Annotated in this window: 21 protein-coding genes; 3 read left to right on the top strand and 18 right to left on the bottom strand. The window is 46.7% G+C overall.

What is annotated here, in order from left to right:
* Nucleotides 1-4: 4 nt before the first annotated feature.
* Complete coding sequence (locus JNG37_RS08890; RefSeq protein WP_202848280.1) at nt 5-706, bottom strand: ABC transporter ATP-binding protein; 702 nt, start codon at nt 704-706, stop codon at nt 5-7.
* Nucleotides 707-772: 66 nt separating this feature from the next.
* Nucleotides 773-1,108, bottom strand: coding sequence for a helicase BlpT (locus JNG37_RS08885; RefSeq protein WP_202848279.1), 336 nt, complete (start codon nt 1,106-1,108; stop codon nt 773-775).
* 80 nt (nt 1,109-1,188) lie between these two features.
* On the opposite strand from JNG37_RS08885, the gene JNG37_RS08880 reads away from it, so the two are divergent.
* Nucleotides 1,189-1,923, top strand: a complete 735-nt coding sequence (locus JNG37_RS08880) for a hypothetical protein (protein WP_202848278.1) — start codon at nt 1,189-1,191, stop codon at nt 1,921-1,923.
* 395 nt (nt 1,924-2,318) lie between these two features.
* Here the strand turns inward: JNG37_RS08880 and tpx are convergent, their stop codons facing one another.
* The 3 genes from tpx to tehB all read right to left on the bottom strand — a co-directional run bounded on the left by tpx (nt 2,319) and on the right by tehB (nt 6,280).
* A complete protein-coding gene (tpx, locus tag JNG37_RS08875) occupies nt 2,319-2,804 on the bottom strand; it encodes a thiol peroxidase (protein WP_202848277.1) in 486 nt (161 codons plus the stop codon).
* A gap of 75 nt (nt 2,805-2,879) precedes the next feature.
* Nucleotides 2,880-5,330 (bottom strand): heavy metal translocating P-type ATPase, encoded by a 2,451-nt coding sequence (locus JNG37_RS08870; RefSeq protein WP_202848276.1) that lies wholly within the window; start codon nt 5,328-5,330, stop codon nt 2,880-2,882.
* A gap of 92 nt (nt 5,331-5,422) precedes the next feature.
* Nucleotides 5,423-6,280 (bottom strand): SAM-dependent methyltransferase TehB, encoded by an 858-nt coding sequence (gene tehB, locus JNG37_RS08865; RefSeq protein WP_202848275.1) that lies wholly within the window; start codon nt 6,278-6,280, stop codon nt 5,423-5,425.
* Between the two features lie 153 nt (nt 6,281-6,433).
* Here tehB and JNG37_RS08860 point away from each other — a divergent pair, with 153 nt between their 5' ends.
* A complete protein-coding gene (locus JNG37_RS08860) occupies nt 6,434-7,477 on the top strand; it encodes a zinc-binding dehydrogenase (RefSeq protein WP_202848274.1) in 1,044 nt (347 codons plus the stop codon).
* 138 nt (nt 7,478-7,615) lie between these two features.
* Here JNG37_RS08860 and smpB read toward each other — a convergent pair whose 3' ends face one another.
* From smpB to ybeY, 10 genes are all read right to left on the bottom strand, one after another.
* Nucleotides 7,616-8,083: an SsrA-binding protein SmpB gene (gene smpB, locus JNG37_RS08855; RefSeq protein WP_002935771.1), complete on the bottom strand. Its 468-nt coding sequence runs from the start codon at nt 8,081-8,083 to the stop codon at nt 7,616-7,618.
* Between the two features lie 2 nt (nt 8,084-8,085).
* Nucleotides 8,086-10,455, bottom strand: coding sequence for a ribonuclease R (rnr, locus tag JNG37_RS08850; RefSeq protein WP_202848273.1), 2,370 nt, complete (start codon nt 10,453-10,455; stop codon nt 8,086-8,088).
* Nucleotides 10,456-10,678: 223 nt separating this feature from the next.
* The gene (gene secG, locus JNG37_RS08845) at nt 10,679-10,918 is read right to left on the bottom strand and encodes a preprotein translocase subunit SecG (RefSeq protein ID WP_172043893.1); all 240 of its coding nucleotides are present in this window, start codon (nt 10,916-10,918) and stop codon (nt 10,679-10,681) included.
* Nucleotides 10,919-10,964: 46 nt separating this feature from the next.
* Nucleotides 10,965-11,114: a 50S ribosomal protein L33 gene (rpmG, locus tag JNG37_RS08840; RefSeq protein WP_172043894.1), complete on the bottom strand. Its 150-nt coding sequence runs from the start codon at nt 11,112-11,114 to the stop codon at nt 10,965-10,967.
* Complete coding sequence (locus JNG37_RS08835; protein WP_202848272.1) at nt 11,114-12,319, bottom strand: multidrug efflux MFS transporter; 1,206 nt, start codon at nt 12,317-12,319, stop codon at nt 11,114-11,116. The genes rpmG and JNG37_RS08835 overlap by 1 nt, the downstream gene beginning before the upstream one ends.
* Nucleotides 12,306-12,908, bottom strand: a complete 603-nt coding sequence (gene coaE / locus JNG37_RS08830; protein WP_202848271.1) for a dephospho-CoA kinase — start codon at nt 12,906-12,908, stop codon at nt 12,306-12,308. Before coaE ends, JNG37_RS08835 begins: the two co-directional genes overlap by 14 nt.
* Entirely contained in the window at nt 12,901-13,728 is an 828-nt protein-coding gene (gene mutM / locus JNG37_RS08825; RefSeq protein WP_202848270.1) for a DNA-formamidopyrimidine glycosylase, read from the bottom strand. Before mutM ends, coaE begins: the two co-directional genes overlap by 8 nt.
* A gap of 1,292 nt (nt 13,729-15,020) precedes the next feature.
* Nucleotides 15,021-15,920, bottom strand: coding sequence for a GTPase Era (era, locus tag JNG37_RS08820; RefSeq protein WP_202848269.1), 900 nt, complete (start codon nt 15,918-15,920; stop codon nt 15,021-15,023).
* Between the two features lie 17 nt (nt 15,921-15,937).
* Nucleotides 15,938-16,339: a diacylglycerol kinase family protein gene (locus tag JNG37_RS08815; RefSeq protein ID WP_202848268.1), complete on the bottom strand. Its 402-nt coding sequence runs from the start codon at nt 16,337-16,339 to the stop codon at nt 15,938-15,940.
* Nucleotides 16,320-16,817, bottom strand: a complete 498-nt coding sequence (gene ybeY, locus JNG37_RS08810; RefSeq protein ID WP_202848267.1) for an rRNA maturation RNase YbeY — start codon at nt 16,815-16,817, stop codon at nt 16,320-16,322. The genes JNG37_RS08815 and ybeY overlap by 20 nt, the downstream gene beginning before the upstream one ends.
* 131 nt (nt 16,818-16,948) lie before the next feature.
* Between ybeY and JNG37_RS08805 the strand changes: the two genes are divergently transcribed.
* Entirely contained in the window at nt 16,949-17,755 is an 807-nt protein-coding gene (locus tag JNG37_RS08805) for a MurR/RpiR family transcriptional regulator (RefSeq protein ID WP_202848266.1), read from the top strand.
* Nucleotides 17,756-17,809: 54 nt separating this feature from the next.
* Here JNG37_RS08805 and JNG37_RS08800 read toward each other — a convergent pair whose 3' ends face one another.
* From JNG37_RS08800 to JNG37_RS08790, 3 genes are read right to left on the bottom strand one after another with little or no spacing between them, the layout of a single operon-like run.
* Nucleotides 17,810-18,778, bottom strand: coding sequence for an alpha/beta fold hydrolase (locus JNG37_RS08800; RefSeq protein ID WP_202848265.1), 969 nt, complete (start codon nt 18,776-18,778; stop codon nt 17,810-17,812).
* Between the two features lie 8 nt (nt 18,779-18,786).
* Nucleotides 18,787-19,677, bottom strand: a complete 891-nt coding sequence (locus tag JNG37_RS08795; protein ID WP_202848264.1) for an ROK family protein — start codon at nt 19,675-19,677, stop codon at nt 18,787-18,789.
* A gap of 9 nt (nt 19,678-19,686) precedes the next feature.
* Nucleotides 19,687-20,607 carry a dihydrodipicolinate synthase family protein gene (locus JNG37_RS08790; protein WP_202848263.1) on the bottom strand — a complete coding sequence of 307 codons (921 nt, stop codon included), beginning with the start codon at nt 20,605-20,607 and terminating at the stop codon, nt 19,687-19,689.
* Nucleotides 20,608-20,614: the final 7 nt, after the last annotated feature.

The following is a 20,614-nucleotide window of genomic DNA, read 5'->3' as shown; positions in this document are numbered from 1 at the left end:
CCTCCTAGTATTCCAGACTGGCAATGTCCTGCGGTGCTAGATTGAGCTCAACTGAATGCACACGGGCATCCCGCATCCGAATCACTCGGTCTGCAATGGGAGCCAGGGCGCTATTGTGGGTCACGATAATGACGGTAGCACCATTTTTTCTAGACATATCCTGCAGGATTTTCAAGACCTGCTTGCCAGTTTGGTAGTCCAAGGCACCTGTTGGCTCGTCGCAGAGGAGGATTTTAGGCTTTTTGGCAACTGCTCTGGCAATAGAAACCCGCTGCTGCTCTCCACCAGAAAGCTGGGCAGGGAAATTATGGAGGCGGTGACCAAGCCCGACTTGTTTCAAGACTTCTTCGGCATCCATGGCATCCTTGACGATTTCTGCTGCCAGTTCTACATTTTCCTTGGCAGTCAAATTGGCAACCAAATTATAAAACTGGAAAACAAAGCCCACATCGTCTCGGCGATAGTTGGTCAGTTCATTGCTGGACAGCTTAGCAATGTCCACACCTTCAACCCAGACTTCCCCCTCATCATTGCTGTCCATACCTCCCAAGATATTGAGTAGGGTGGACTTGCCCGCACCAGATGAGCCAAGAATGATGACCAGCTCCCCCTTTTCAATCTCAAAGGACACGCTGTCATTGGCCACAATGGTCGCATCACCCATGCGGTAATATTTCGAAGACTGATTGACTTGGATATAGGACATGGCACACCTCTCTTTTCTAGGATTATTATAGCATAAAAGAGGGTTTCTCACCCCCTCTTACATCTTTTATACTTGGGCAATAGCAGAGCCACCATAGAGCTTCAATTCTTCTCTGATCGTTTGGTAGTAGTAGCGATCAAAGGCCTTCCAAGCTTGTCGACATTCTTGGCTCAAACGCACATCACCTAGACCAACTAAAAAACTGGTCGCACGGTAGAATTTTTCAATCGCAATTAGTTCTTTATTGGTGACCGTCTCGATTCCCGACAAAATGCTTATCGTTTCCGTCAGATTATGCTGGAACCGCTGCTCATCTGCCGTTCCTATTTTTTCTGTTTGAAAGGCCCGATCCAATTCTTGAATGAGGGCCAAACTGTCTTGAATGATTTTTGTCTTTTCCATAAAAGACCCTCCTATTGTGTTAATGTACTCAGTATATCAAATTCACCAACAATATTCAAGCAAAATACAGTCTGCTTTTCTTGAAATTTCTAAGCCCCTATGATACAATGCCTTGGTTTGCAAACGTTAGCATAAGAAAGTCATTAAAAAGTGAAAAATTATCCCTATCTCCATTTGTTTGGAGTTCCATCTATCTGACTCTGTCTTGGTTGATTTTCTTCTTCCAAGTACCATTTTTAAACAAGCTTATTCAAGGCCTCTTCCAACTAGACCTAGAAAACATCAGCGATCTGATTCAAGACCAGCTAATCCAGGGATGGTTGCGTCGGGCAATCCTGCTCCTACTTGACATGGTCCTCATCTGCCTGGTCGAAATCATTCTCTTCTACTTCTTAACCGGCAAGCTCATCAAGGCCTTCAAGATCATGGATGGCAAGGTTAACAAGCTCATTCTTTGGGGATACCGCCTCTTGTTCTGGGGCTCAATCGGCTTAATTGTCTTTGGTTTTGTGACTAGTCTCTCGACTGGACTGGACTTATGGAAAAATGTCCTATCCCTACAAGAACTGGATGTTCAGGCGATTGGGACGGACATTCAGACCTTGGTCGCTGAAACTACTCTGACGAAAATTGGTGATGTGGAAACCTTACTTGACAGCATCAAAGACTACATTCGTGATAAGAGCATCCTTTTGGCAACCAAGGAATCACTGGTGCTCCAAGTCTCAAAACTCCATACACTTATCAGTGTCTGGTCAACTGCCTACCCAATCCTGCTTGCCCTGCTCAGCTATTTCCACATAAAAGACTGGTGAACTAAGCGGACGCCAGGCAAACCGATCGTCAAGATTAGCCTGACCATCGAGCGTCAGTAATACTCAATGAAAATCGAAAACAGACTAGCACCAAAGGTTTGGGGAACCTTTGGTGGTTGGAAATAAAGCGAACAAAGTTCGCTACAAAAGGTTTGGGGAACCTTTGGAGGTTGGAAATAGGCGAACGTAGTTCGTTTCTACTTATGCAGATAGAACCCTGTTACTATTTTGTTTCAAGGTAACAGGCTGAAAGGCTCCACTGGAGCCTTTCACTCATCAAATCAAGTCAACAACGTCTGATTTTGATTTTCGAAGAGTATAAATGTGTAGCCACTCTGAATAGGGTGGCTTTTTGAAAGCAAAAAAACGATACCTTTTCAGGCACCGTTCTATCTTTATTTAACAGCTTCTAAAGCCGCATCATAGTCGGGATGTTCGTTGACATTGTCCAGGTATTCTACATAGGTGATTTCATTGTCGGCATTGAGGACAAAGACCGCACGCGCCAGCAAATTCCACTCTCGCATGAGCAGACCATAGGATTTACCAAAGGCATGATCATAGTAATCAGACAGGGTGACAGCGTCTTCCAGACCTGCAGCACCGCACCAGCGTTTTTGGGCAAAAGGTAGGTCTGCTGAAATCGTCACGACAACTGTATTGTCACGGTCAGCCAGTTCCTGATTGAAACGACGGGTCTGGGTATCGCAAATCCCTGTGTCAATAGAAGGTACCACACTGATCACTTTGGTTTGCTTGCCAAAGTCCTTCAAACTTTTCAGGCTCAAGTCATTTGCCATGAGAACAAAATCAGGGGCCACATCACCCACCTGCAAACGTGGACCTACCAAGGTCACTGGTTTTCCAATAAAAGTTGTCATAAACATCTCCCTTGCACTTAATATATCTATTGTAAGCGTTTAGGAACAAAAATACCAGTTTTTTGACTGGTATTTCTAAATCGGTTTAATACTTTTCAATCGCAGAGCGTTTAAGAGGACGGATACTGAACTCAAGCTCATGGCTGCTCCTGCTAGCATAGGATTGAGCAGGGGACCGCCAAACAAGTGCAGTAGTCCCATGGCAACTGGAATGCCCAAAACATTGTAGGCAAAGGCCCAGAAGAGATTTTGTTTAATGGTCCGCATGGTTGCTCGACTAAGTGTCAAGGCTCGCGGTAGGTCCAACAAGTCACTCCGCATCAAGACCACATCTGCTGATTCAATAGCTACATCAGTACCAGAGCCAATGGCCAGTCCCAAGTCTGCCTGTGCCAAAGCTGGTGCGTCATTGATACCGTCACCAACCATAGCTACTCGCTTGCCTTCTGCCTGCAAGATTTGGACCTGACGGGCCTTGTCTTCTGGCAGGACATCGCTAATCACGCGGTCAATCCCGACTTCCTTGGCAATGGCTTGGGCCGTTTTTTCATTATCCCCTGTCAGCATGACCACTTCCACACCTTGCTGACGCAGTTTGGCGATAGCCTGGCCACTGGTTTCTTTTACGGTATCAGCTACGGCGATGAGGGCCAAAAGCTGACCTGCTTCTGCTAGATACATGGGAGTCTTGCCCTGACTGGCTAGTCGCTCTGCCTGCTGGCTGGCAACTGCCACATCGACACCTGCATCCTGCATCAGCTTGGCATTGCCAAAGTAAATGGTCCGCTCTGCTATGGTCACTGACAAGCCCTTACCGGCATGGGCCTGGAAGTTGGTCGTAGGCAAGAGTTCTAGACCAGCCTCCTTGGCGGCATCCAGAATGGCCTGACCCAGCGGATGCTCCGAATCCTGCTCACTGCTGGCTGCCAGCTGAAGCAGTTCCTGATCCGTCTGGTCAGTGAAAGCAATCAGGTCGGTCACCTGGGGCTGCCCTTGGGTAATGGTACCGGTCTTGTCAAAGACCATGACCTCAATCTTGGGCAGGATTTCCAGTGCCTGACCTGACTTGAAGAGGACGCCGTTCTCCGCCCCCTTGCCAGTCCCGACCATGATAGCCGTTGGCGTCGCCAAACCCAGTGCACAAGGACAGGCGATAACCAAGACCGAAATGGTAATGGAGAGGGAGAAAATCCAGGAGTGCTGACCTAGGACCAGCCAAGCCAGACCTGAGAGGGCCGCAAGCCCCATGACAATAGGCACAAAGACAGCTGACACTTGATCAGCTAGCTTGGCAATGGGTGCCTTGGAGCCTTGAGCCGCCTCGACCAGCTGGATAATCTGAGCCAGACTGGTATCCTGACCCACGCGGGTCACCTTGAAGCGAAAGGCACCGGTCTTATTGAGGGAGGCTCCGACCACCTGATCCCCGACGGACTTGCTGATGGGCAGACTCTCTCCTGTCAGCATGGACTCATCGACAGTCGATTGTCCCTCGACCACAACACCGTCCACCGCAATTTTTTCACCTGGTCGGACGACGACAATATCGCCCACCACCACATCTTCTAAGGCCACCTGGACTTCCTCCCCATTTCGCAGGACCTGAGCCGTCTTGGGTGCCAAGTCCATGAGGTGCTTAATGGCCTCGGACGTTCTCCCCTTAGACACTGCCTCCAGATACTTGCCCAGCGTAATCAGGGTCAGGATGACCGCCCCCGACTCAAAGTAAAGTTCGGGATGTCCACCATGCGTCATATCGACTGCATCTTGAGCGATAAGGACCAGCATGATGAGGCCTTGGGCAATAGCAGAGCTGGTACCCAGGGCAATCAGAGAGTCCATATTGGGATGACCTGCTAGCAGGGTCTGAAAGCCCTTGGTAAAGAAACTCCGTCCAAGATAAACAATCGGTAGGAGCAAGAATAGTTGAGCCAAGGCAAAAGTCATGGGCTCATGCAACCACTGGGGTAAAGGCAAATTCACCATAGGCCCCATAGCAATATAGAGCAGTGGAAGAGTAAAGACTGCCGACCAGATAAAGCGAGTCCAGAGGCTGGCAATCTTGTCCCCCTGCCTGTCTCTCAGGTCTGTTTCTGCCTTAACTTCTGGCTTGATAGCCTTGTAGCCTGACTTTTCAACTGCTGATAGGATTTCTCTTGCACTCAGGCGGTCCTTGTCATAGGTGAGGCTTGCCTTTTCTGTCGCCAGATTAACCGCTACTTCTTCTACACCGGCCAGTTTTCCCAGGGCCTTTTCAACCGTCATGGCACAGGAGGCACAGGTCATGCCTTCAATAGCATAGGTTTCCGTCACAAGATTGCGGACCATACTATATCCAGCCTTTTCCACCGCCGCCTCAATCTCTGCCAAGCTGAGAAGGTCTGGATTATAGCTGACACTTAGTTTTTCCGTTGCCAGATTGACACTGGCTTCTTCGATTCCTGTCAATTTCCCGACAGCTTTTTCAACTGTCATGGCACAGGAAGCACAGGTCATTCCTGCTATTCTGACACTTTCTTTTTGCATAGTTTCTCCTTTGACTACATCTGTAATCCTATTATACACATTTTGACTACATTTGTAAACGAATTTGTTTTTTAAAAAAGAGAGGTTTCCCTCTACTTCTTCCTTGCTAGCATGGTCGCAAACCGCATCTTGAGGAAATTACCATCTTCATCACGCTTATGGAGTTGACCAAAATCTTCATTATACTTGACCAATTCCCAGTCACGATAGTATTCCTTCAACTCACCTTCGCCGAAAGTAAAGGAAAAATTCATCGGACAGGGTGCATCTTCCGTATCCATAGCCGCCACAATCAAGTTATAGCCACCCGGCCGTGTCTGTTCCTGCATATTGCGGATAATGGCTGGCACCCGATCCCGCTCCAAGAACATAAAGACCACCGTTGAGATAATCCAATCGTAGTCCTGCTCTAGACTGGCTGAGTTGATGTCATAGGTCCCAGCTTGCAAGTCCAAATCCTCCATCTCCTTTATATGATGTAAGATTTGAAGACTTTGCTCATCCTTATCTACCGCAATCACCTCAAAACCTCTTTGGGCCAGATAGAGACTATTTCGCCCCCGACCAGAACCCAAGTCCAAGACCTTGCATGGCTCAATCATTGTCAAAGCTTCTAAAACCTCTGAGTGCGTTCGACTCAGGTTGTATTTTTTAGCAAAAAAATCCTCTGGTTGACAGAAAAATTCCAGGAAAAATTCCGTATCTTCTGTCAATAAGGCTACTCGATGCCAAACCTCTGGTTCCACAAAAGGGATATCATCTGCTGGACCATAGACAAAACTAGACAAAATCTCATCTAGCTCCGAAAGAAATTCAAAGCGAACCTGTCCTTTTACCACACGCAATTTGGCCCAGGTTGCAGGCTTAGTCGTGTGTCTGTTCAAAAATTCTTTGGGAACTGTCTTCTGGTTCCAATTCGGCATGCGTTTGTAAGGAACTAAAACTGTCATATTCTCTCCTCATCTTTCTACTCTCCTTAGTCTATCACAAAGAAATCTCCCAATCAAACCTATTTTTACTTGACTTGGAGTGAACTCTAAGGTGTATAATATTTCATATCAATCAGAAAGGATATTTACTTGCAAAGTAAAAATGTGTTAAATATGAAAGCAGCTATTTATGAAAAAGCCGGTAAGATGACCGTTACAGAAATCGAAAAACCAAGCCTTCAAGCTAAGGATGATGTCATTATCAAGGTCGTACGGGCCTGTGTCTGTGGCTCAGACCTCTGGCGTTATGATGAAAATGTTCCCCACGAACATGGTGATGTCAACTCCGGTCATGAAGCAATCGGAATCGTTGAGGCGGTCGGTGAAGACATTACAACCCTTGTTCCTGGTGACTTTGTGATTGTTCCCTTTACCCACGGTTGCGGTCATTGCGATGCCTGTCGTACAGGCTTTGACGGTACCTGTGACAACCACCCAGGCTACCAAAACTTTGGTAACAACTACCAATCACAGTACATCCGTTTCCACTATGGTAATTGGGCCCTAGTCAAAGTTCCTGGTCAGCCAAGCGACTACTCAGAAGGCATGATTAAATCTCTTCTAACATTGGCAGATGTTATGCCAACTGGCTACCACGCAGCACGCGTAGCAGATGTCAAACCAGGCGACAAGGTCGTCGTCATCGGTGACGGAGCGGTTGGTCAATGTGCCGTTATTGCTGCAAAAATGCGCGGAGCTTCTCAGATTATCATGATGAGCCGCCACGCAGACCGTCAGCAAATGGCTTTGGAATCTGGTGCTACTGCCATCGTAGCAGAACGTGGCGAGGAAGGCATTGCCAAAGTTCGTGAAATCCTAGGTGGTGGAGCGGATGCTGCTCTCGAATGTGTCGGAACAGAAGCATCTATCGACCAAGCCCTCGGCGTCCTTCACAATGGCGGTCGCATCGGTTTTGTCGGCGTACCGCATTACAGCAACCACGCCCTCGGCTCCACCTTCTCTACTAACATTATCATCGGTGGCGGAGCGGCCTCTGTCACAACCTATGTCAAAGACATTCTGCTCGATGCTGTTCTCAAAGGACAGATTAATCCAGGTCGAGTTTTCACCCAAACTTACAGCCTAGACAATATCGACCAAGCCTACAAAGACATGGCCAACCGTAAAACGATTAAAGCCATGGTGACGGTGGATTAAAATAAAAATAAACCCCAGACAGTCCATGAACCGCACCCCAAAAGTTAGAATGAAAAAATCTAACTTATGAGGTGCGGTTCATCAGACTGCTGGGATTTTGTTTTCCGATAACAGAAAAGACCAGGATTTCTCCCAGTCTTAGCGACTATTGATTGCCTTCATGGTCCGCTTAATATCGCGGTCTTGCTCACGGCGTTTGATGGACTCTCGCTTATCGTAATCGTGCTTCCCTTTAGCAAGTCCAATCAAAACCTTGGCAAAGCCGTCCTTGATATAGACCTTGAGGGGCACCAGAGTCATCCCTGTTCCCTTGACTTCATTGCCCAAGGACTCGATCTGCTTCTTCCGCAAGAGCAGTTTGCGGGTCCGCGTCGGCTCCTGGTTCCAGATATTGCCCTCATCATAGGGAGCGATATGGACATTGACCAACCAAGCCTCACCCTGCTTGATCTGGGCAAAGCCGTCCTTAAGGTTGATCCGCCCCGCACGAATAGACTTAATCTCCGTCCCCGTCAGGACCATCCCCGCCTCCACTGTATCGACAATGGTATAGTCGTGGCGGGCCTTTTTATTCTGTGCAATCACATTGCCCTCACCCTTGGCCATGCCTATCTCCTTTTCTTCTTGTTCTTTTTAGCCACTTCTTTGTAAAATGGTTTCTTTTTCTTGTCTTTTTTGCCACTTTTTGACTTGTGGTCTTTTCCAGACTTGTGACGTCCGCTGTCGCGACCAGCAGCTTCTTGTTTGTGGTGCTTGCCCCGTCCTCGCCCTGACCGATCATCGCGGTCACGGTTAGAGTGACTAGCAGTTCTCCGCTTGGCTTTCAAAGCCTTTTCTACGATATCCAGCTCGGACGGCACGTGGGCAAAATCGATTTCCCCTGTCATCTTGTCCGCCCGCGTTAGTTTGATACGGATTGGCTGACCGACACGGAAGACCCGACCAGATTTCTCACCCTGCAAGGTCAGAGTCCGCTCGTGGAACTGGTAGTATTCGTTGAGGTTGGTGACATGGATCAGACCTTCAACCGTATTTGGCAACTCTACAAAGAGTCCAAACTTGACCACGCTAGACACGACACCGTCAAACTCTTGCCCAACAAATTCTTGCATGAACTCTGCCTTCTTCATGGCTTCGACTTCCCGCTCTGCCTCAATGGCACGGCGTTCTAAACTGGACGAAGACTTGGCAAGCTCAGGAATGACCTGCTCAAAATGCTCTGCTTTTTCCGCAGGATTGTGACCATATTCCCGCACCATACGGTGAACCAGCAGGTCAGGATAGCGGCGGATAGGACTGGTGAAGTGGGTGTAAAACTCCGCACCCAGTCCGTAGTGGCCGTGGTTGTGCTCCGAGTAGCGTGCCTGCTGCATGGAACGGAGCAACATCATATTGAGGACATCCGCATAGGGTTCATCCTTGACCCGCTCCATGAGATCCTGAAGGGCATCCTGACTAATAGAGCTAGCCGTACCGTAGACCGTCAGACCAAAGCTGGTCGCATAGTCGATGAACTTCTGCAACTTGTCTGACTTAGGCTCCTCGTGGATCCGATAGATGAAAGGCAGTTCCAACTTGGCAAAATGCTCGGCAACGCACTCATTGGCCGCCAGCATGAAGGACTCAATCATCCGCTCGGCAATGCCTCGCTGGCGCAGTTGAATATCGACTGGCAGACCGTCCTTGTTGACGATGATTTTGGCTTCAGCTGTATCAAAGTTGAGAGCCCCACGCTTGTACCGCATGGTTTCCAGGGTTTTATGGAGTTTGACCATGAGGTCCACACTTGGCACGATTGCCTTGTATTTGTCCAACTTTTCCTGGTTGCCCGCAATCATATCATTGACATCGGAATAGGTCATACGGAAGGTGGTTTTGATGACCGTCTGGCCAATCCAGTGCTTGACGACCTTGCCCTTACGGTCAATTTCCATAATAGCCGACTGGGTCAGGCGATCCACATTTGGATTAAGGGAACAGATACCGTTTGACAGGCGTTCTGGCAGCATCGGCACCACACGGTCGGTCACATAGACAGAAGTCCCACGCTTGACAGCTTCCTGGTCCAAGGCAGAGCCTTCGGTCACATAATAGCTGACATCAGCGATATGAACACCCAGTTCCAGATTGCCATTCTTGAGTTGCTTGATATGGACCGCATCGTCCAAGTCCTTAGCATCAGCACCGTCAATAGTGAAGATGATTTCATCTCGCAGGTCCAAGCGTCCTTCAAAGTCCTTCTCAGACGGACTTTCTGGCACCCGATTGGCCTCCGCCAAGACTTCATCAGGGAATTCCGACACAATGTCCATGGATTCCAAAACTTCCAAGACATCGATGCCCACATCGTCCTTGTGGCCCACCACGTCCCGAATGGTCGCAACAAAGTGGTCCCGTTTCTTGTTGGGATAGGCTTCAATGTCGACTTTGAGGATTTCCGTTCCGGTCAATACCAGAGGTGACTTCTTGATGTAAATCTTCTGAGCGATTTTCTGATTTTTAGACTTGATATAGCCTGCATATTCTGGTTTATCTTCGTCAAAAATGATCAAGCCTACCGCAGTTTTCAGGCTATGTTCCAAAATATCAATGACTTCCGCTTCCGCAGCCGTCCCCTTGAGCCTGTCCGCTACTTTCTTGATAGCCACTTCCACTCGGTCGCCCTCAATGGCAAAATTAACATCGTCACGACTGACAAAGAGATCATCTTCCTCCTCGTCAATGGTGACAAAGCCAAAGCCTGACTTGTGGGCACGAAAAATGCCCTGCAAGGTCACCTTGTTTTTGGAGATTTTTGGAGCTGGAAGAGCAATCCGCCCAGCATTGTCAAAGACAAGTTGACGACTGCCTTCCATGCTAGAAACCAGCTTGACCAAGTCTGTGAAGCTCTTAGCAGAACTGGCTCCAAACTGATCTGCCAGCTGGTCCATGGTCACAGGACCAACTTCTTTAATATAGTTAATAATTTCGTTTTTCATGTTGTAATTACCAGAGTGCAGGATAAAAACCTAGCACTATTTCTCTTAGTTTGCGTCATCATCAAGACGCAGTGGTTGATTGACAGATTTGTACGTGTTTCACACTCCAAATCTGATCTAATCAACTGTGCGGGGGTGGGCAGACGAACTCCTTTGCATTTGTCGAGTTCTGGCCCACTCCCAAAAAAATAGACCAAGAACAAGTTCCCAGTCTTTTTTTATCTTACATACCTGTACTTGAAATAACAACCAAGGCTAGGGCAACTAACATCCAAATTGCTACCAGAATAGCGGTAATACGTTGCATCACTGCTTCGAAACCACGCGCCTTAGAACGTTCAAATAGTGCACCTGTCCCAGCATCAAAAACGTTGCTAGACTGGTTTTTTGCTGGCTGAATAAAAATCACCGCAATCAAAATAACAGATAAAATCAAAAGAATGGCTAATAATACTTGATACATATTTTTTTCTCTTTCTTCAATAACTTCTGCCATTATACCATAAAAACTATTTAGTTTCAATATGAAGGGTTACTTTTCTCTCCTTTGGGCAGTATTTAAGGACTTCTATCTTTCCTGGATGGGTTTTGGAGTTCTTACTAGTCAGGTAATTTTTACTACCACACTCCGAACATTGCAAATTGATTTTAACTCTCACTAGATCTCCCTTACTTTCAAATAGTTTCTAAAATTGATGACAGACCAAACCAGATTGAAGAGGACAAGGCCACTGGACAAATAAAATACCCAATCATAACCCAGTTGAGCTGCTACACTTGATCCAAGCATGGGCCCGATAACAGACCCCATATTGTTAAAAATCTGATTATAAGAAAATATCCTGGAAATCCCCTCCTTAGGCGTCAGCTTTGTCAAAAGGGAATTGACCGAAGGCAATAGGGCCCCTGTTCCAAATCCATAGAGGAACCGCAAAAGACCAAGTTGGAAGGGATTTTGAGCAAAAACACAGAGGACGTTGATGAGCAGGCTATAGACCAAGGCCATTAGCAATAGTCTATGATTACCAATCTTATCACCTATTTTCCCAAGATATCCTGATGTCACTAGCGATGCCATACCAGGCAAGGAAATGATAAATCCAGCTACAAAAAGGAGATTGTCCGTCTGTCCCAAATGCCGTACATAGAGGGTCAAAATTGGCACCACAGCCTGAGCCGCTGCGATGATGACCATCGAGGTCACAAAGAGTCCAACCAACATCTGCCTATCTTTGACCTGTGCAAAGACCTCCTTGACCGACAGGGCCTCTTCTTTCTTGACAGGAGTGAAATCCTCTCGAATGTAGAAAACAGTCAGCACAACCACTAAGGCATAGAGCAAGCCGACTAAAAGAAAGACCGTATGCACACCAACCATTTCCGCCAGAATCCCTCCCAGCGTTGGGCCAATCAAGTTTCCAGCAACCGCACCCGTTGACAAGGTTCCCAGAGCATAGCCTGTCTTGTCCTTAGGTACCTGACTGGCAATCAAGGCCGTTGCATTAGGAATATAACCTGTAAACATTCCGTTCAGAACACGCAGCACAATCAACCAAAAAACATTGGGCACAAAGGCCATACCACCCATGGTAAAAATCATGGCAAAGGCCGCTCTTACCATCATGGGCTTACGTCCATAGCGGTCTGCCAAACTTCCCCAGATTGGTGCCATGACTGCTGCTGCCAAGGCATTGGCCGACACCGCCAGCCCTGCATAGTATTCCACCTGACCTGCTCCCACTCCCAACTCCTCGACAAAGACCGAGATAAAGGGCATGACCAAGGTAAAGCTGACACCCGTTAAGAAGTTGCCCAACCAAGCTACCTTCAAATTTCGCTGCCAGTAATGACTAGCCTCGTCCATCTTTCATTTCCTCCAAAAGTTGCGCAACCTGTGCTAAGGTCGCCTCAACCGCACCGCTATTGTCAATAACCACCTGGGCTTGCGACCGTTTTTCCTCTAAAGAAAGCTGAGCTTCCAGCCGATTTTCCGCATCTTGAACAGCTAAGCTATTTCGTTTCATGAGCCGTTCCAACTGCTGCGCTCTATCGACATAGACCAGCCAGACTTCATCCACCTCTCCGCTATAATCAGCCTCGTAGAGCAGGGGGATATCCATGAAAACCACTGGATCAGTCTGCTTGAGGGCGTCCCTTCTGGCCAGCAATTCTTGCCTGATAATCTGGTCCTGTAGGTCAGACAGACGAGCCCGCAGTTTGCTATCCGCAAAAACAGCCTGACCCAGCTTGGCTCTATCCAAGTTCCCGTCTGCTGACAAGATGTCCTGACCGAACTCTTCCAGTAGGATTTGGTAGAGTTTACCGCCCTTGGCCTGCAATTCATGCACGACCGCATCCGCATCGATGACTGGATAGCCCTGTTCTCGCAAAAAAGCTGTAACCGTTGATTTTCCTGAAGCGATACCGCCTGTTAATCCGATAACTTTAGTCATGTTTCACCTGACACTGAGGACAGAAATGTGTCCCCCGGCCGCCCAGCTGGATTTTGACAATCTCTGTCTGGCAACGGGGACAGGCCTGCCCTGTCTTTCCATAAACTTGTAAATAATCCTGCATGGTCCCGTCCATGCCCAAAGCATTTTTGTAGGTCCGAATGGTTGAGCCACCTTTTTCGATACCCAGTTGCAGGACTTCTATGGTGGCTTGACGGAGGTCTGCCACCTGCTCTGCCGATAGCTGATTACTTGCTTGAGCAGGATGAACTTGTGCTCTAAACAGAGCCTCATCGACATAGATATTTCCCAAACCAGCCACCAAAGACTGGTCCAAAAGATGTGACTTAATAGGTTTTTTCGACTTAGCTAACTTTTTGGCAAATTCTTCTAAGTCAAAATCTTCCTCCGTCGGCTCAGGTCCAATTTTTCGACTGATAAAATAGGCATCCACATCTGCCATTCCCAGCAGTTCCATTGTGCCAAACTTGCGGACATCCTGATAAACCAAGGTCGAGCCGTCCGTGAAAGTAAAAAAGGCATGGAAATGTTTGTTGGCAGGCACCTGGTCAGGAAAGAAATTGTACTTACCTTCCATCCGCAAATGAGAAATGAGGACATGGTCCGTCAGGTAAATCAAGAGATACTTGCCACGCCGATCCACATCTAAAATCTCCTGACCAATCAAGTCCTGACAGAAGGTATCCATACCAGTCTTAACCATAGGAGCATAGGTCACCTCGACCTTTTCGATGACCTTTCCCTTGACCAACCGATTCAAACCACGACGAACCGTCTCAACCTCAGGCAATTCGGGCATACTAAGATACTGAGCCGTTAAGCGACTCACAGAAAAATAGTAACCTGACCGACGGTGCTTCGACACCTAGGTCACGGTTGTCTTTTTTCAAAGAGTCGTAGGCGTGTTCAATTCCATCACCTAATCGGCTTTCCTTTCTAAATAATGATAACAAGATAAAAGGAGAGCGACGCTGTGTGACTTGCACACAAGGAGCTCTATCTATTTTCCGAGCTTTTAGCTCGGGTTCAAGTACGCTAACACTCGTCCTTTCTAATAAAATTACAAAGCAAATAGTAACCTGACCGACGGTGCTTCGGCACCTAGGTCACGGTTATCTTTTTTCAAAGAGTCGTAGGCGAGTTCAATTACAACACCTAACCGGCTTTCCTTTCTAAATAATGATAACAAGATAAAAGGAGAGCGACGCTGTGTGACTTGCATACAAGGAGCTCTATCTATTTGGGAGAGGGAAAGAACTTGAACAATCCTAGAAGAACTTACCTCATATCCTTAAATCTAAGTTCGGGCTAAAATAGTCCACTGGACTATTTTACTCCCACCCCCACACAGCTCCAAAGGTTTGGGGAACCTTTGGAGGTTGGAAATAGTGCGAACAGGGTTCGCTTCCTTAGTATAGGCCAGATTTGGAGTGTGAGCACGAACAAATCTGCCAATCAACCACTGTGCTGAGATGTTGACACTAGCCTTAAATAGTGCAACAAACCACCTTTTCAAGTACGCTAACACTCGTCCTTTCTAATAAAATTACAAAGCAAATAGAAACCTGACCGACGGTGCTTAGGCACCTAGGTCACGGTTGTCTTTTTTCAAAGAGTCGTAGGCGTGTTCAATTCCATCACCTAACCGGCTTTCCTTTCTTGTTTACTAAAAAGATTTCTCCATAACGCAGTAAAAGCCTTTCGGCTTTTCTGCTAACTATTTCTAAGTGATTGACTTAGACAGCCTATCCCCCGGACTACCTCGCTTTTCAATTTCTTGGCTCGGGTTTTCAAATGGTCACTTTCACATTTCTAGGTGACCAGCTGAAACAGTCTATTCACAGACTGTTTCACTCCCCCGGACCTTCCTCGCTCTCTAATTTCTAGGCTCGGGTTCAACTCGCCAAAGTTGAGTGCTTTGAAAAGCTACTCAACTTACGGCAATTCTCAGCAGAATTGCCTAGGCGACTTACTAGTTTCTCACATCATTATGGTCGAATGATGTGAGAAACGTCGAACACGTCCCCTGGACGTTGTACCGCCTCTTTCTTGTTTTTAGATCGGCGGGCTATTAGAGCCTATCCCCAGGCTCTAATACTCTTTCTCATTATAGCCAAAGTCGGCGAGGTCGAGTTTTTTGTCTCGCCAGTTTTTCTTGACCTTGACCCAGGTTTCGAGGAAGACTTTGTCGCCCAACATCAATTCAATATCACGACGGGCCATGGAGCCAATTTTCTTGAGCATGGCTCCTTGCTTGCCTATGATGATGCCTTTCTGGCTATCACGCTCAACCATAATCGTCGCTCGGATATGGACCTTTTCGGTAAATTCATCGCGTTTCATGGACTCGATGACAACGGCAACAGAGTGCGGAATTTCCTCACGAGTCAGGTGCAAAACCTTCTCCCGAATCATCTCAGATACCAAGAAACGTTCTGGGTGGTCAGTGATTTGGTCCGCAGGGAAATATTGGAAACCTTCATCTAGATTTTCTTTAAGAATTTCCATGAGTCGGTTGACATTGTTCCCTTGGGTAGCAGAAATTGGCACAATTTCCTTGAAGTCCATCTGTTGACGGAAATCATCAATCTGTTCCAAAAGCTGGTCTGGATGGACCTTGTCAATCTTGTTAACCACTAAAATGACTGGAACCTTGGCCTGTTTAAGGCGTTCCATAATCATGTCGTCACCCTTGCCTCGCTTCTCATCGGCTGGCACCATAAAGAGGACCGTATCCACTTCACGAAGAGTGCTGTAAGCAGACTCCACCATGAAATCCCCCAAAGCTGTCTTTGGCTTGTGGATTCCTGGTGTGTCAATGAAGACAATCTGCTCTTCTTCAGTCGTATAAATCCCCATAATCTTGTTACGGGTTGTTTGAGCCTTATCGCTCATGATGGCAATTTTTTGCCCCATTACATAGTTGAGAAAGGTTGATTTCCCAACGTTTGGACGACCTAAAATCGCCACAAATCCTGACTTAAATGCCATGATTTCTCCTTAACTCTTTAAAAAATCAATTCCCAAATTTTGGGAAGAAAAATCAACAATCCAACTATAACAGCAAAACCTGACACAAACAAAACAGCCCCAGCCGCCATGTCCTTAGCATTTTTTGCCAACATGGAAAAATGATAGTCCGAAGCCAAGTCCACTACATTTTCAATGGCGGAGTTGACGATTTCAAATGCGATAACCAGGCAGACACTGAGGAGTAAAAAGAGCCACTCCGTAATGGAAACCTGGAAAATCAGACCGGCAAGGATGACCAAAACAGCGGACACAAGATGTTTGCGCATGTTTCTTTCTTCCTTGAATGCCGTAAACAGACCGGTTGTAGCGAATTCTAAACTGGCCACCAAGTCCCGATTCTTCCATTTTTTCTGTGATTTATTCTCTTGTAAGTCCATAAGCTGTTAAAATTTCTTCTTGCAAACCAAACATTTCTGCTTCTTCTTCTGGCGTATAGTGATCATAGCCATTGATATGCAGAAAACCATGTACTGCCAAAAAGCCCATTTCCCGCTCAAAACTATGGCCGTAATCAGCAGCCTGTTCTTGCGCCTTTTCAATGGAAATGAATAACTCACCGATATAAGCATCAAAGTCTTCCATCATTTCAGCCAAATCAGGATCATCCAATAAGTCTTCTTCATCGAAGAAAATCTCATTTTCAGGCTTATACTCAAGGCTGACCACATCAGTTGGGCGATCAATCCCACGGTATTCCAAGTTGACCTCATGAACACGCGCGTTATCCACAAAAGTCACAGCCATTTCCTTATTTTCTTTTCCGATTTTTTTAGCGGCGTATTGGAGCAAGTCTTGAATCTGTTCTTGCATCTCAGCGGATACTTGACCCGTCTCATCCGTCATTTCGATAAACATTGCGTCACCCTACTTTCTGGCTCTATTATAACACAAATTACCAAAAAGAGGCGAAATGCTCCACCAGCACATAGGCAATCCTCGAAATTTATGGTAGACTTTTAGTATACTAACAGAAGGAGTTGAGGGATTTGTCCAACCACCAGCACATCAGTTCATTAATTGAAAGCAAACTCGACAGCATGACCAAGCTTGAAAAGATGATTGCTTCCTATTTTATCAGCCTCGAAGAAAGCCCTGATCTTTCCTTGGAAAAAGTCCGTAGGGACCTTCATGTCTCTGCTTCTGCCCTAACCCGCTTTGCAAAAAAATGCGGTTTTTCAGGCTACCGTGAATTCGTCTTTGAATACCAAAACAATCAGCAATACCTTGTGGAAAACTTTGAACATATCCAACGAAGCCTCACCAAGCGAGTCTTGATAGACTATGAGGAAATCCTCCACCTCACCAATAGCCTGGTAGATGAGGACCGATTGGAAGAAATTGCGACTCTGATTGACAAGAGCAAACGGGTTTATTTTTACGGAATCGGTAGCTCTGGCTTGGTTGCTATGGAAACCAAGACACGTTTTATGCGCTTGGGAGTGGTTTGTGATGCTGTGACAGATAGCAACAATCTCAAATGGACTACCAATATTTTAGACCCATCTTGTCTAGTGATTGGCTTGTCCCTTTCTGGTCAAACAGATGAAATCATTGACAATCTCCGGATTGCTGCCCAAAAAGGAGTCCCCACTGCCCTCCTTACCTCCCAGGCAGTCAAGATGGATCCTCCTATCGAACAAATTCCGGTTGCTTCCGTTCGGCACCTTAATTACGGCAACCGTATTTCCCCCCAAGTTCCGCTCCTCATCATGCTTGACATCCTCTATGCCTACTTTCATGCTATGGACAAGGATAAAAAAGAAACCATTTTCCAGCATACGATTGTTGAATAAAAAAATCCCCGACTCATCATCTGATGAGCCGGGAATTTTTTTAGGAGAAGTTGGCTAATCTGTAAAAAACTGCGTTCCAAGTAAGTAATCAAAGACATAGTCATTGACTTTCACATGCATGGCATCATGACCATAGTCAGGCATGATTTTCATTTCTCTTGGACCTGCAAGTCGGTTGTAAATGGCAAATTGAGTAGAAGGTGGGCAGACACTGTCCTCCAAGCCTGTCACCATAGCAACAGGACAGGAAATCAAATGCGCCAAGTTTTTCACATCGATATAAGACAAGGTCTGTAAAACTGCATCTTCTGTCTCGTGAAATGGATCAGAAAACTTGAAATATCGGAAGAGTTCATCATAGGCCTCGCTAGTGTTTCCTAGTTCCAACACCCGTTTAAAATCGGAAAGGAATGGGTAGATAGCCACCGTTTTTCCAATCCGTTGGTTGAGAGCTGCCGCAACCAAGGCCAAGGCTCCGCCTTGGGATCCTCCGTAAGAAACCAGACGCTTCTTGTCCACAAAGTCAAGGCTGGCAATAATTTCCACCAGTTGATAAACATCCAAGTAAACATCCTTGTAAAAGAGGTGGTCAGGACCCTGCAACATCCCACGAATAACCTGGCCTTTGACAGTCATCCCATCAAAGCGACCGTGGTCTTGAGAATGCCCCGCCTGACCTCGAACATCCATGGCAACAACTCCAAATCCCGCTGCGACAAACTTGAGTAACTCTGTCCAATCAGGACCTTGTCCTTGGTAACCATGAAAGTAAAAGAGAACGGGAACAGACTGATTAGACTTGGGAAAGAGGCATTTAGCAAATACCTTGGAACCATTGGTCCCTTCAAACCATAAGCTAGAACAAGTTACCTGATCCAGGCCACACTCCTTGTCCACAAATTGATGAACAGGCAAGCCTTCTAGCTTTTCTTTTTCAGCCCGCCAAAATTGATCAAAATCTTCTGGCACCTCATGGCGACCTCGGTAGTCCTGCATCTCCTGCAGAGACATTGTATCAATCATAGCTCCACCTATCTCAGACCTTGTTTTTGTTGGAAGTGATAAAATGCACCCAGCATGCCAGCTGCATTCTCATGCTCTGCAAAGGCAAGTCTGGTCTTGTCTGCTAGGCTAGAAACCAAGTTTTCTTTAAGGGCTGCCTGGATTTTCTCAAAGAGATAATCCTTTTGCGCCATAATGCCACCACCAAGAATAACTACTTCTGGATTGGCTACATAGCAGATGTTGGCAATGCCTTGGCCGAGATAGTTGACCATGCGGTCAATAGCCGCAATACAGTGGGCATCTCCAGCCTTGGCTTCTTGGAAAATCTTATAGCCGTTCCAGTCTGCCGGATTCTGACCATGCAGGCGAGCCACTTCTTGGACAAGAGCCGTCGTTGAAGCCAGGTCTTGGAAGGCGCCATCAGAAAGATGAAGGTAGCCGACCTCACAGGCCGAATTGCTAAATCCGTGGAAGATTTGACCGTCCACCAGCAAGCAGCCACCAATGCCCGTTCCAATGGTCAAGCAAATGGAAATCCGACTACCTTGACCAGCGCCTGAAATCCCTTCTGCCAATCCTGCACAGTTAACATCATTTTCAATCTCACAAGGAAGTCCGAAACTTGTTTCAATTTCAGACTTGAATTGGGTTCCAGCATAGTTTGGAATCTGCGGTCCCGAATAGAAAATCTCTCCCTTATCAGGATCGACCATCCCTGCTGAGGAAATGGCTACACCTGAAAGTGGGGATTGGGCATGAAAGTTTGCTACTAGATTTTTGACTGTCGCAAGGATATGGGCACCGCCCTTGTGAGCTTCCGTATCCATCTTGTAACTTTCTAGAATCTGACCTGCTGCATCTAGGCGGCCATATTTTATCTGGGTTCCGCCGATATCAATAGCAAGATAGGTTTTCATAGACACCTCCTAGGCACCAAATCTTTCCTTGGCATCCCGAATCAACTGAGCTGCTTCTTGAGCGATGGAAAGGTCTGCTTCTGTTAAGGCAGTTAGAGGTTCCCGAACAGAGCCAATGTCCAAGCCATCATTGATACGGATAACTTCCTTGATGACAGCATACATATGACCATGACCAGACACCAATTTACCAATGATAGTATTAATGGTTGCCTGTAATTGACGGGCTGTTTCCAAGTCCTTGTCAGCGATCAACTGATTGAGCCGTAGGAAGAGTTCTGGCATTGAGCCATAGGTACCACCAATTCCTCCTTTAGCCCCCATGAGGCGACCGCCGAGAAATTGCTCATCTGGACCATTGAAGACCACATAATCTTCACCACCTAGACTAACAAAGGTATCAATATCCTGAACTGGCATAGAAGAATTCTTCACCCCTACCACTCGTGGATTTTTCAACATTTCCTTGTACAGACTAGGCGTCAAAGCCACACCTGCCAGTTGCGGAATGTTGTAGATGATGAAATCTGTATTTGGTGCAGCTGCACTAATGCCGTTCCAATAAGCAGCGATGCTGTACTCAGGCAAACGGAAATAGATCGGTGGAATAGCTGCAATAGCATCGACACCCAATTCTTCCGAATGGCGCGCTAGTTCCAAACTGTCCTTCAAATTATTGCAGGCCACATGGTTAATGATGGTCAATTTGCCCTTGGCAACCTCCATAACCGCTTCAAGAATTTGCTTGCGATCTGCCACACTTTGGTAAATGCATTCACCAGACGAACCATTGACATAAAGCCCTTGAACTCCCTTGTCAATGAAATACTGAGTCAAAGCCCGAACACGTTCCGAAGAGATTTCTCCATTTTCATCATAACAAGCATAAAACGCTGGGATGATTCCATGATATTTTTCTAAGTTTTTCATTCAAAAA

The sequence above is a fragment of the Streptococcus suis genome (assembly GCF_016775005.1).
Taxonomy (GTDB): domain Bacteria; phylum Bacillota; class Bacilli; order Lactobacillales; family Streptococcaceae; genus Streptococcus; species Streptococcus suivaginalis.
The sequence above is the reverse complement of the archived record's forward strand: the minus strand, read 5'-3'. Positions and strand labels throughout refer to the sequence as shown.

What these genes read in the sequence shown, in the direction of transcription:
- JNG37_RS08890 (WP_202848280.1), bottom strand. Translation starts at nt 706, where the DNA reads ATGTCCTATATCCAAGTCAATCAGTCTTCGAAATATTACCGCATGGGT.
- JNG37_RS08885 (WP_202848279.1), bottom strand. Translation starts at nt 1,108, where the DNA reads ATGGAAAAGACAAAAATCATTCAAGACAGTTTGGCCCTCATTCAAGAA.
- tpx (WP_202848277.1), bottom strand. Translation starts at nt 2,804, where the DNA reads ATGACAACTTTTATTGGAAAACCAGTGACCTTGGTAGGTCCACGTTTG.
- JNG37_RS08870 (WP_202848276.1), bottom strand. Translation starts at nt 5,330, where the DNA reads ATGCAAAAAGAAAGTGTCAGAATAGCAGGAATGACCTGTGCTTCCTGT.
- tehB (WP_202848275.1), bottom strand. Translation starts at nt 6,280, where the DNA reads ATGACAGTTTTAGTTCCTTACAAACGCATGCCGAATTGGAACCAGAAG.
- JNG37_RS08860 (WP_202848274.1), top strand. Translation starts at nt 6,434, where the DNA reads ATGAAAGCAGCTATTTATGAAAAAGCCGGTAAGATGACCGTTACAGAA.
- smpB (WP_002935771.1), bottom strand. Translation starts at nt 8,083, where the DNA reads ATGGCCAAGGGTGAGGGCAATGTGATTGCACAGAATAAAAAGGCCCGC.
- rnr (WP_202848273.1), bottom strand. Translation starts at nt 10,455, where the DNA reads ATGAAAAACGAAATTATTAACTATATTAAAGAAGTTGGTCCTGTGACC.
- secG (WP_172043893.1), bottom strand. Translation starts at nt 10,918, where the DNA reads ATGTATCAAGTATTATTAGCCATTCTTTTGATTTTATCTGTTATTTTG.
- JNG37_RS08835 (WP_202848272.1), bottom strand. Translation starts at nt 12,319, where the DNA reads ATGGACGAGGCTAGTCATTACTGGCAGCGAAATTTGAAGGTAGCTTGG.
- coaE (WP_202848271.1), bottom strand. Translation starts at nt 12,908, where the DNA reads ATGACTAAAGTTATCGGATTAACAGGCGGTATCGCTTCAGGAAAATCA.
- mutM (WP_202848270.1), bottom strand. Translation starts at nt 13,728, where the DNA reads ATGCCCGAATTGCCTGAGGTTGAGACGGTTCGTCGTGGTTTGAATCGG.
- era (WP_202848269.1), bottom strand. Translation starts at nt 15,920, where the DNA reads ATGGCATTTAAGTCAGGATTTGTGGCGATTTTAGGTCGTCCAAACGTT.
- JNG37_RS08815 (WP_202848268.1), bottom strand. Translation starts at nt 16,339, where the DNA reads ATGGACTTACAAGAGAATAAATCACAGAAAAAATGGAAGAATCGGGAC.
- ybeY (WP_202848267.1), bottom strand. Translation starts at nt 16,817, where the DNA reads ATGTTTATCGAAATGACGGATGAGACGGGTCAAGTATCCGCTGAGATG.
- JNG37_RS08800 (WP_202848265.1), bottom strand. Translation starts at nt 18,778, where the DNA reads ATGATTGATACAATGTCTCTGCAGGAGATGCAGGACTACCGAGGTCGC.
- JNG37_RS08795 (WP_202848264.1), bottom strand. Translation starts at nt 19,677, where the DNA reads ATGAAAACCTATCTTGCTATTGATATCGGCGGAACCCAGATAAAATAT.
- JNG37_RS08790 (WP_202848263.1), bottom strand. Translation starts at nt 20,607, where the DNA reads ATGAAAAACTTAGAAAAATATCATGGAATCATCCCAGCGTTTTATGCT.